The sequence below is a fragment of the Mariniflexile sp. genome (assembly GCF_052728615.1).
The window spans coordinates 182,865-194,916 of record NZ_JBFVFE010000001.1 but is presented as its reverse complement, the minus strand read 5'-3'; the positions used below and the strand labels follow the sequence as shown (position 1 = coordinate 194,916).

9 protein-coding genes are annotated in these 12,052 nt (G+C 36.4%); all 9 read right to left on the bottom strand.

Annotated elements, in window-relative coordinates:
* Positions 1 to 37: 37 nt before the first annotated feature.
* Positions 38 to 1,468: a sulfatase gene (locus tag ACU1LP_RS00860; protein WP_445735287.1), complete on the bottom strand. Its 1,431-nt coding sequence runs from the start codon at positions 1,466 to 1,468 to the stop codon at positions 38 to 40.
* Positions 1,469 to 1,523: 55 nt separating this feature from the next.
* Positions 1,524 to 2,675: a glycoside hydrolase family 26 protein gene (locus ACU1LP_RS00855; protein ID WP_445735286.1), complete on the bottom strand. Its 1,152-nt coding sequence runs from the start codon at positions 2,673 to 2,675 to the stop codon at positions 1,524 to 1,526.
* On the bottom strand, positions 2,672 to 4,012 hold the full coding sequence (locus ACU1LP_RS00850) for a sulfatase-like hydrolase/transferase (RefSeq protein WP_445735285.1): 1,341 nt from the start codon (positions 4,010 to 4,012) through the stop codon (positions 2,672 to 2,674). The genes ACU1LP_RS00855 and ACU1LP_RS00850 overlap by 4 nt, the downstream gene beginning before the upstream one ends.
* 57 nt (positions 4,013 to 4,069) lie before the next feature.
* Positions 4,070 to 5,542, bottom strand: a complete 1,473-nt coding sequence (locus ACU1LP_RS00845; RefSeq protein WP_445735284.1) for a sulfatase family protein — start codon at positions 5,540 to 5,542, stop codon at positions 4,070 to 4,072.
* A 73-nt stretch (positions 5,543 to 5,615) separates the two neighbouring features.
* Positions 5,616 to 7,094: a sulfatase family protein gene (locus tag ACU1LP_RS00840; protein ID WP_445735283.1), complete on the bottom strand. Its 1,479-nt coding sequence runs from the start codon at positions 7,092 to 7,094 to the stop codon at positions 5,616 to 5,618.
* A gap of 125 nt (positions 7,095 to 7,219) precedes the next feature.
* Positions 7,220 to 7,558 carry a hypothetical protein gene (locus ACU1LP_RS00835; RefSeq protein ID WP_445735282.1) on the bottom strand — a complete coding sequence of 113 codons (339 nt, stop codon included), beginning with the start codon at positions 7,556 to 7,558 and terminating at the stop codon, positions 7,220 to 7,222.
* A gap of 57 nt (positions 7,559 to 7,615) precedes the next feature.
* Positions 7,616 to 9,082 (bottom strand): sulfatase, encoded by a 1,467-nt coding sequence (locus ACU1LP_RS00830; RefSeq protein WP_445735281.1) that lies wholly within the window; start codon positions 9,080 to 9,082, stop codon positions 7,616 to 7,618.
* 36 nt (positions 9,083 to 9,118) lie between these two features.
* Positions 9,119 to 10,420, bottom strand: coding sequence for a sulfatase-like hydrolase/transferase (locus tag ACU1LP_RS00825; RefSeq protein WP_445735280.1), 1,302 nt, complete (start codon positions 10,418 to 10,420; stop codon positions 9,119 to 9,121).
* A 112-nt stretch (positions 10,421 to 10,532) separates the two neighbouring features.
* On the bottom strand, positions 10,533 to 11,897 hold the full coding sequence (locus ACU1LP_RS00820) for a sulfatase family protein (protein WP_445735279.1): 1,365 nt from the start codon (positions 11,895 to 11,897) through the stop codon (positions 10,533 to 10,535).
* Between the last annotated feature and the right edge of the window lie 155 nt (positions 11,898 to 12,052).

Sequence of the window (12,052 nt, the reverse complement as noted above, 5' to 3'; positions counted from 1 at the left end):
AAGTTATGTTATTATTATTTTGGTTTGTGCTTCTTGTTTATTCGTAACGTATAGTTTCATATACCTTTTCGAGAGGGGCAGCGTTTACTTCAGGCATGTATTTTGCCAACTCTTCTTTAACACTCTGGTATTTTGGTCCATTTGCTAGGTTTGTAAATTCCATAGGATCGCCATCGTGGTCGTACAGTTCCTCTTGCCCATCCCCATAACGTATGTAACGCCATTTTTTACTGCGGACAGAATGACGGTTAAAACCCATAGTAGTCAATGACGGAATGTCCCATTCAGTATTCACATCTTTCAAAAGTGGAACCATACTATTTCCTTCATTTTTAGTATTAATTGGAAGCCCACACAATTCTGAAAGTGTTGGATATAAGTCTAATAAATTAACAGGACTCGGGCAACGTGAGCCAGATTGTGTAAGACCAGGCACTTTAATAACCAATGGCGTTTTACAGGCTGTCTCCCACAATGTGTATTTTTTATAGCGCATCTTATCTCCTAAATGCCATCCATGATCACCTAATAATACCACAATAGTATTATCAGCATACTTGCTCTTTGCCAGTGCATCAAGTATAACTCCTACACAAGCATCGGCGTAGTTTATGTTCGCCAAATATGCCTGTACAGCTGCCTGTTGTTTATTATATCTTTTGGCGGTATAATAATCTTTTGACGGTCCCGCAGCTGAGCTTGGTATATCATCGTAGTCGTTTTCATTTATTTCGGGAATAATCATTTCCTCTTCCTTAAATTTATCGAAAAACTCTTGCGGAACGTTCCATTCTAGATGAGGTTTATAAATGCCACATGCCAAAAAGAATGGTTTATCATAGTCTTTTTGAAGTTGATCTGCCGCCCATTTAGCGTTTAAGTAGTCGGGAGTCTCTTCAAACACCGCGTCGGTTGGTCCCCAATCAAAATTATTATCAGCCTCACCTTCAGGAATTCCATTAGCCATAAAACCAGGTTCTTTTTTTACATTGCCATAATTTCCCACTTCTTTTACCCACTTATCCCATGAAATCGTATCAGCCTGTGGACCATTTGCCATATGAAATATTTTTCCACGAGCCGTTGAAAAATACCCGTGTTTTGAAAACCATTGTGGTAAAGTAGGTGCGTTTTTTAAAATAGGTGAATCGCGTAATTCCATTGCGTTTCCATAAACGCCAGTTGTTGACGGACGATATCCAGTCAATAATGCAGCCCTCGAAGGGCCACATAATGAAGATGGGGCATAGGTTTTATCGAAAACGACTCCCTGTTGGGCTAGCTTATCCATATTTGGGGTTAGGGTTTGTGGATGTCCTCCTGCAAATCCTGTCCAATCGTTTAAGTCATCTACAGAAATGAGGAGGACGTTGTAAAGTTGTTTTTTCGTCTCTTGTTCCTGAGAGGTTTTCTTTTTACAAGATGTCATTAACACAATTAATGTTAAAAGTAAAAGGTTTGTTTTCATAACGGTATATTTAAATTTTATAAGTATAATTTGGTATTATTCTTTAGTACCTAGATTATTCATTCTTAGTTCTGTATTTTTCCATATCGGACATAAATATTGTGTATGGATGGTTATAAAAATCTATAAAATCTGGAACTGCTGGATGGCCTGGATATGGAACATGAAAATGGCTCGTACTTCCGTTACGCCAAACCATTGCATAGCTAATTTGACGTGTTTTATCATTGTACATGATAAGCTTTAACAACTTCTCGGTAAACCAATTATCCTCAGGCATTGTGGCCTTAGCATCTATGGTAAACGCTCCCGTTTCCGTCAATGCAGCAGGTTTGTTTTTTTCATTGGCTATCGACACTAAGGTTTCTAACATTTTCACAAATCTTGGCATGTTTGTCGCATCCTGACGCAAATCATAATAATTGTCCTGTCCTAAAACATCTATATATTCATCGCCAGGGTATCCATAAAGATATTCCTCCCTACTATCATTTTTAGCAGGAGAATAGGCGTACAAGAGGTTATCTACCCCTTTTTCATCAGACAAATAATTTACTGTAAATTGCCATAATGAGATATAATCCTCTTTAGAACAGTTTCCCTTGCCCCACCAAAACCAAGCACCTGTATGTTCGTGCCATGGCCTGAAAATGATTGGTATTTTTTTACCATCGTCATCTATGAGTGAATTGAAAAAAGAGGCTATATTGTCTAATTGAGTTAAAAATTCTTGATGCTTTTCACCACCAGGCAAAATGGATGCAACCACATCTTTTGTCTTATCATGACGTCTCTCCCAATAGCAATTGCCGCCAAATGGATTATCAGCGTGCCACTCCATTGTATTAAACCCTCCCATATCGTGAAATAGTTTAATTTTATAACGAGCATCTTCAAATCCTTCTCCCTGCGCTATATTACAATCTGTAACGCTGGCCCCCCATCCTGCAAAAGCCGGATAGTCTCCTGTCACTTTCTCAATGTCGCAACTATCGTTATTATTCTGCCATCCAACACCATAGCCAGTGGCATGCTGCATTCCAAAGAATATGCCATTTCCTTTAATTGAAAGCAATGTATCGTAAAGTTTCTGTGTAAGATCACTTCTTTTTCTTACAATAGTACTATCGCCAATACTATCATAATCAGCCCCAAACGTTATAGCTGAAATAAAAAGCATAATATATGTTAACAAACTGTTTTTCATTTTCTTTTATGGTTTCTAATGTTCTGCTTGTTAAATATGGTCTCTAGTTCCTTAACCTTTTTAGGATATTTTTCGGCAAGGTTTGTCGTTTCCCCAATATCATCTTTAAGGTTGACTAAAAAATAAGGCGATTTTTGTTTAATAGTATTTTTATAATAAGGGTCTTTTATAACTGGGTTAATCAATAACTTCCAATCGCCTTTACGAACAGCTTTTTGTTTTTGGTATTGCCAAGTGTACTCATCATGAAGCGATTTAATATTTTCATTTTTTAAAATAGGGACCAAGCTCTTTCCGTCTAAATCATCTTTATTCAATTCAATTCCACATAAATCGGCAAGTGTTGGCATCCAGTCGGCTGTTACTGCCATTTGATGGCGTGTTTGATTTGGCTGGATGTTTTTAGTCCATGATATGGCAGCCGGCACTCTGATACCACCTTCAAAAAGGCTTCCTTTGTGTCCTCGGTATGGTCCCGAACTCCCTCCGCCACCGTGCGCTCTTTGAGTATTGGCATACCCGTTATCGCTTTGAAATACGATTATAGTATTTTCTTTTAATCCAAGAGATTCAAGTTTAGCGATTAAATTGCCTATGTTATCATCCATTGTGGACAGAAAAGCGGCATATAGGTTTCGTGGATAATCCACGCCTTTTTCGTTGTAATAATCTAACCACTCTTTACTTCCCTGATATGGATAGTGCGGTACATTGAGTGCGTAGTACATAAAAAAAGGATGGTTTTTATTTTGCACTATAAAGTCTTTTGCTTCTTCCAACATCATATCGGGAAAAAATTCACCATCACGATATATTTCGCCACCATTCAAATAGAGATCATGATAATTGGCTCCATCTTGCCAGTAGGAAGCGTGAGAGAAATTATCAACACACCCACCAAGATGCCCAAATGAGTAATCAAAGCCCTGTGCGTTAGGTTGCTTATCTTCAGAAGACCCAAGATGCCACTTGCCAATATGTGCAGTTGCATATCCGGCATCTTTGAACATCTCTGCCATGGTATATTCTTCATTCGATAAGCCATCATTCGGTTTTTCACTATTAACAACCTCCGTTATTTTAACGTGTTGCGGTGTTTTTCCTGTTAGCAAAGACGCACGTGTTGGAGAACAAACTGGAGCAGCATAGAATTGAGTAAATTTAACACCACTTGTAATAAGACTATCCATATTGGGTGTTACCAAATCCTTTGCGCCATAACAGTTGACATCAGTACTACCCTGGTCATCAGTCAGTATTACAATGACATTGGGTTGTTGCGCCATTAGAACACTTAAAGATAAAGTCAAAACGCACATTGCTATTATTTTTTTCATTTTTTTAGATTATTTAGTAATCTGCGCATTGAATAAAGAAATAGTATTATGGAGCTTTTATTCCTGTTTAGCATCTTCTAATAAGTCCTGTTTATCCGCTGGCAATTTATTAAAGACTTTGGCGGGTGGAAGGTTTTCATTAAACCATGTCATGACTTCATAAGGCAATACCTTTTTTCCTTTCCATGGTATCATGTCTTCTTGAACATCCATCCTCCGTTTATTAACAAGTTGCTTCATCATTTCAAAGGCTTGTTTGTTTTCATCTACCAAATTTTTTGTTTCATTAGGGTCATCAATAAGATTATAAAGTTCATATTTTGCTATTTTACGAGTCTTTAAATAATCTTGAAATGATGTTCCGGGCGTAAAATCTTCAAAATAGGCATACACTTTCCAGTCTCCATGACGAATAGTCATGTGTTTTACATCCATCCAAACAGGTGGTTCGTCACGATTCAACTTTTTTCCCTCAAATGCAGTAAGCATACTTACACCATCAAGTGGGTCTTGGCTCATAGGCTTCATCCCAAAAAGATCGTAGAAAGTAGGTGCAAAATCAAAAAAGACTAATGGTTCATTTATGGTTTTACCTCCTTCAAGTTTTCCTTTCCAATACATAACAGCAGGAATCTTGTAGCCTCCTTCATAGAGCTGACCTTTTCGTCCTCTTAGTCCATTAGTAGAACGCCCATCTAAATCTTTTGGACCATTGTCAGAGGTAAAGGTTATCCATGATTTATCTGTAAGTTTATTATCATTTAAATAATTCATCATTCTACCTATCTGAAAATCCATATGGTTAATGTTGGCATAGTACTCACCTGCTATTTTTCCATATTTTTCATATTTTTTTGTAAAAGATTCAGGTTGAGCCAGCTTTTGGTGCGGTTCATGAAACCATAATACTAATAAAAAAGGTTTTGATTTATCCTTTCTACTATTTAACCATTCCATGGCATTATCAACAACAATCTGTGAACTGTATCCTTTTATCTCGCCTTCTGCTATACCATTTCTATAAAAATTTGTCGGATTTTTATGGGATGGTTGTGCATTGTTGTGTGTTGCCAACCAATAATCAAAGCCTTGATCGTGAGGAGAAGGTTGCGACTTATCCTCCATATCACCTATTAGACCCCATTTACCAAATAAAGCAGTTTCATAATCTTGTTTTTTGCATATTTCAGCCAGCGTTACCTGCTCATTCCTCAAGTGAACACAGGAGTTATCGGGAATAAATGTATAAACACTATTACGAAAAGGAGTACGACCTGCCATCATACCTGCTCTACTGGGTGAACATGAGGGATGCCCAGCATAAAACTGTGTGAATTTAACACCATCGCTAGCTAATTGGTCAATGTTTGGAGTCTCAATTATTTTATTGCCGAAACACCCCACATCTCCATACCCTAAATCATCTGCCATCATAATAATGATGTTAGGTTTGCTCTGTTCTATCGGTCTATTTTGCCCAAGACCAATGGTAAACATCATCACAAAAAGAATTAAACTACATGTTTTCATATTTTTACATTTTATTAGTTTACAATTACAACTTTAATTTAATTAAGTAATTTTAAAAGCCGATAGATTTGAATCACTGTTTGCTTTTCATTAAATCTTGCTCTTTGGGACTCAGCTTAGAAAATTCCTCTTTAGGTGGAACATTTGGACTGTACATCTTAACAACCTCGTATGGCAACACCCATTGTCCATTCCAGGCAACAGTCTCTTTTTGTACACTTTTGACCCTCTCTTCTAAGAGCAAAATCATCTCTTTTAGTTTATCAGTATTTTCCTTAGACAAATCAGTGCTCTCATAAGGATCATTTTTGAGATTAAACAATTGATATGTTGCTAATTTTCTTTTGGCGAGATAATTACTAAATGAGGTACCTGGTATATAGTCTTCAAATTTTCCAATTATCTTCCAGTCTCCCTTTCTTATTGTTGTATTCCATCTTTCCACCCAGATGGGAAGTGTTTTGCGTTCGATTGTTTTCCCTTCAAAGGCGGGCAACATACTTACTCCATCTAGTGGTTCATTATTCATTGGTTTCATTCCAAATATATCATAGAATGTAGGGACAAAATCAAAGAATGTCAACGGCTCATCTATGACTTTTCCATCTTCTAGTTTTCCTTTCCAGTACATCACTGTTGGCTCTTTGATTCCTCCCTCATAGAATTGTGCTTTACGCCCCCGCAATCCATTAGTAGAACGTCCTGGTAAATTTAGCGGGCCATTGTCAGAGGTAAAAGTTATCCATGAATTATCCGTAAGTTTATTATCATTTAAATAATTCATCATTCTACCTATCTGAAAATCCATATGATTAATGTTGGCATAGTACTCACCTGCTATTTTGCCATATTTTTCATATTTCTTTGTAAAAGCCTCAGGTTGAGCCAGTCTTTGGTGCGGTTCATGAAACCACAATACCAAAAAGAATGGTTTGCTTTTGTCTTTACGGCGATCTAACCACCGCATTGCGTTATCAACTACTATTTGTGAACTATACCCTTCCATCTCATCCATAGCCTTTCCATTGAAATAGAAGTTTGTAGGATTTTTGTGGGAAGGTATTGCATTATTTTGCGTTGCCAACCAATAATCAAAGCCTTGCTGACCAGGAGTGGTCTGAGTTTTGTCTTCCATATCTCCATTCAATCCCCACTTTCCAAAGAAACCTGTATCATATCCCTGCTTTTTGCATATTTCGGCAAGGGTTACCTCCTTATCTTTAAGATGTACTACAGAGTTGTCTGGAATATATGTATATACTCCATTTCTATAAGGTGTGCGTCCCGCCATCATACCTGCTCTACTTGGCGAACAGGTAGAATGTCCTGCATAAAATTGAGTAAATTTAACTCCATCGGTAGCTAATTGGTCAATGTTTGGGGTCTCGATTATTTTATTGCCGAAACACCCCACATCTCCATACCCAAGATCATCTGCCATCATGATGATAATGTTATGTTTCTGCTGACCTATGATTTTATTACAACCAAGACAGACAGTACATATACATACTATAAAAAGGAGTTTGCTTATTTTAAATTTTGTTTTCATAAGTTCATATTGTAAATTGTTATAATTAATGCTTATAAATTTATTGCTTTGTTAATTTCAGACACATTGAAAGTAAGCTTATTAATCCCTTCTGATAATTAATAGTTATTACTTCATCTTAGGTTCTATTTTTGCCACGGAATCGTACCGGTTTTTCTAATGTGTTGTGATACTTCGTAACGGAGTTTCTGAAACTCTTTATGTTTATCATCTAGCGGTGTTGTTTCAAGTGGATCCTCTTTTATATTGAAGAGTTGGAATTGTTCAAAGGGACTATTCTGAACCAATTTATAATCCCCTTTTCTTACGGCATAATAACACAGTCCGCTATAGTTATAACCTGCCCTTCTTACAAAATAAATAGCTCCACTTACTAAATCAGGAAGCAGACTCATTCCTGCCGTGATCCCTAATGTTGAGATACCCAATGTCTTGATAAAATTACGTCGTTGTATGGTTTTCATATTTTATTAGTTTTACTTTTTGATACAAAGACACAAAAGCTTCTAATACATTTCTTTCTATTGCTCTTTATAATTACGATTTTGTCTTAACCCTTTTGCTCCTACATCAGCTTTCCATTTGCGGAGTTTGCTTAAAAGTTCATTAGTTTTTAGTGGTTCGGTATCAGCAAGATTATGTTTCTCTTCTAAATCGTCCGCTAGATTATAAAGTTCGATGTGTCCATCCTCAAGATATTCTAATAATTTCCAGTTACCATCACGAATCGAACTAACTGGCTTTACTGCGTAATAATAATGTGGAAAATGCCAGTACAAAGCTCTGTTTTCAAGAGATTTCGCCTCTTCACCTTTTAGTAAAGGCAAGAAGCTTTCCCCCTCAATATTATCTAAATCGTTAGGTATGCCAGCAATTTCCATCACCGTGGGTAAATAATCGATTGTACTAATAGGCACATCAATTTGTTGTCCTTTACCTGGATTCTTGGGATAAAAAATCATAGTTGGAATACGAATTCCTCCCTCATATAAAGAGCCTTTTCCTTCCCTTAGTGGAAAGTTATCGGTAACAACCTTATCTTTATACTTCTGAATGACTCCTCCATTGTCTGATGTAAACACTACTATAGTATTTTCTGAAATACCTAGTTCATCCAACTTATGGAGCAAGCGACCAACATTGTCGTCCACATTTTTTACCATAGCTGCATAGGTTTCATTCTGATGATGGTTCTCTGGTGATAGTTTATTTTTAAAATAAGTAATATCTTCGGCTTTTGCCTCGATTGGAACATGTACATTATAATAAGATAAATTCAGAAAAAACGGCCGAGAACCTGCATCTTCAATCATTTTCATCGCTTCATCCGTCAACCTGTCGGTCAGGTATTCACCTTCTCTATTTGTGAAATATTTTCCATCTGCATCCATCCCTAAATCGCCCACAAAGCGAAATTCGTCATAAACAATACCCGTATAAGGATAGAAGAAAGAGGGTGGAGCACCTCGCTGGCTGGAGGCTACACTTACATCAAAACCCTGTGTATTAGGAAAATGCATATAATCTCCGATATGCCATTTACCAACATGTGCCGTCAAGTAATCTTTACTTTTTAGTTTCTCTGCGATTGAAATTTCTTCAAGTGGAAGGTTTTCTAGAGTTAGCGGTTCTAAGTATTTAGAACCTCTCAATCTCTTTTCTTCAGCGTTTCCTGTTGCCGCTTCGCTCCATACAGTATAGTTTAACTTTGCCGGCGTTTTACCAGTCATTATTGAAGCTCGTGTTGGTGAGCATACAGAACCTGCTGCGTAACTATTAGTAAAAACCATACTCTTCTCTGCAAGCTTGTCAATATTAGGCGTTTCGTGTAGATCTGCGCCATAGCATCCTAAATCTGACCAGCCTAAATCATCAGTTACTATGAAAATAATATTGGGTTTAGACTCATTTTGTGCGATGACTTGGGTTTGGCTGCAACTTGATAGGACTATACTCACTACCAAGAGATTTAATATTGTATTTTTCATATTTTAAAACGAATTAATATAGTTTCTTTTCTGTATTTAATTTTTACCTCTTTTTACATTAGCTTTTTCTTCTCTAATATTTTTATACTTATCTAGCGCCTTAATTAATTTATTATAGGATTGTTTAGCATCTCTATTCATGTTTACCAAAGCGAGCGGAGTCTTCTCAAAGAAATCCTCTTTGATATTATAAAACTCACCTGTTCTATATAACTTGTATTTAGTGTTTCTGGCAAACTCTTTCAATTCTTTTCCACGTGGATCGTACCAACTGTATATCCATTTTCTAGGTTTCCCATTTTTACCAAGAAGTTGAGGCAGGAAGCTAACACCGTCAATCGTAGTTTGAGAGGAAATATCAATATTGGCAACATCACAAATTGTTGGCAAAAAATCACTAAAATCAATCAAGTCTGAACATTCTTCACCCGCTTTAATTTTCCCATCCCAACGTACAATTAAGGGCACATGCGTCCCATTATCTGTTGTTTTCCCTTTTCCTCCTGGATAATCTGTTCCTTTAAACATTGAAATAATGGGTTTGTCAGTTCCATTATCCCCAGCAAAAATGATTAGTGTATTTTCACTGATACCCAATGCTTCAATTTTTGAGACGATTTTACCAACTAATTTATCCATATACGATACCATATCAGGAAAATATTTGGGTTCACCTTTATAGGTTAACGACCCTGGATTTTGTGAATTCCAGTCTTCAGAATCAGGAGTTGGAACAAATGGACAATGCGTAAGAATCATTGGATAGTATGCAAAAAATGATTGGTCTTTGTTTTGCTCAATAAAATCGCAAATAAAATTGCTTACTATATCTGGTCCATATTCACCGTTATTAAGGTGTTTTACTTCACCATTAAATTCTAAAATAGGGTTTGAGAATCGGGTGTCATGACCAGCAGTATCCTTTCCTGGATATGATTGCTGCCAAAGACATGACTCCTCAAAACCAAAATGTTGTGGCGAATCCTTTTCTTCGCCTAACTGCCATTTACCCGCTATAGCTGTTTTGTAACCTGCATTTTTAAAAAGATTTCCAAAACTTATCTGACTTCTATCAAGTTCACCAAAAACAGTATAATTTCTAACGTTATACTGGCCTGTCATAAGTTGTACTCGTGATGGCGTACATACTGGTTGCGAATGGCAATTCTCAAACCTAGCACCTTTATTAGCAAGCATATCAATATTTGGTGTATGATATGATGTACCCCCATTTGCAGTAACACACTCGAATCCCAAATCATCAGCTAATATGAGTACTATATTTGGCTGATTTACCTGCGCATTTAGGCTAATAGCCAGCATTAAAACTAATGCCATGCCACTTATGTGCTTACCAATATTATTGTTTCTCGTTTTTCTCATTTTAATTCGTTACCGATATTATATTATATACTGCGTCCGATTTTAATACCATAAAAATATAAAAAGCCTATTTTTCTTTTTTCTGCCATGGTATTACACCCGCTTTTCTAATGTGTTGTGATAATTCGTAACGGAGTTTGTGAAACTCTTTAGGTTTATCATCAAGCGGGGTTGTTTCAAGTGGATCTTCTTTTATATTGAAGAGTTGGAATTCTTCAAAGGGACTGTTCTGAACCAATTTATAATCCCCGTTTCTTACGGCATAATAACACAGTCCGCTATAATTATAACCAGCTCTTCTTACAAAATAAATAGTTCGGTCATTTTTATTGATTGTCTTATTGCTTAAGTATGGCAGTAGATCAATAGCATCAACTTCATGATTGATTTCTATTCCTGCTAAATTTGCTAATGTTGCATAAAAATCCATCGTTACCCCTATCACATTACATGCAGTGTTTGATTTTATTTTATTCTTCCATACCATACAAGTGGGGACTTTTATTCCTCCTTCGTACATATCTGTTTTACCGCCACGCAAATTTCCATTAGATGCGCCAATGGGCAAATATCCTCCATTATCAGAAGAAAAAACAATAATGGTATTCTCATATTGTCCTGATGCTTTTAGAGCCTTTATTACTCTGCCAATTCCATCATCAAGATGCTCCACTAAAGCTACATTTTTAGCACGCACATCACTAATGTCTTTCTCCCTTATTCTTACTCTTTCGTACCACTCTTTTGGAGGCTGAATGGGGTAATGCGGTGCATTATATGCCAGAAGCATAAAGAATGGAGAGTCTGTGTTTTTTTGAACATTTATATAATCAATAGCCCAATCCGAAAATACATCAGTAGCGTGTCCTTCTGGTGTAACTACTTTATTATCCATGCGCATATAATTCTCTCCGTGATTTAAATGTGTATAATAATCATCCATCATACCTCCCAAAAATCCATGAAAGAATTTAAAGCCACGTTCATTTGGTGTATTGGGGCTTTCAAGTCCAAGATGCCATTTTCCTACAAGAGCAGTTTCATATCCTGCTTTACTAAGAACATCGGGGAATGTAACAGCATTTTCATCTAAATACCCCCAATTTTGATCCTTAACTCCTCGAATAACTCCTGGCACACCCACCATATCAGGGTACCTCCCTGTTATTAGTGATGCCCTTGTAGGGGAGCAGACTGTGCTATTGGAATAGAAATTATTAAATGTTACACCCGATTTAAATAACTCATCAATATTTGGGGTTTTTATGTCTGTACCACCATTAACAGATAAATCTCCATAGCCCAAATCGTCAACTAATATGAAAACTATATTTGGCTGATTTACCTGTGCATTTAGGCCAATAGTCAGTATTGAAAATAATACTACTATGCTTATGTTCTTAACAATAATATTGTTTATCAGTTTTCTCATTTTAATCTATTTAACTCAATTTTTCAGAAATCATTCTATCATTTTCCTCACTCTATAATTGCTTCATAACAGAGTCACTATCTCAAATCTTTTAACCAGTTTTTATATTTTGAATAATCTATTCGAGCTTGATAAGCAATATTATGGTTTACCTA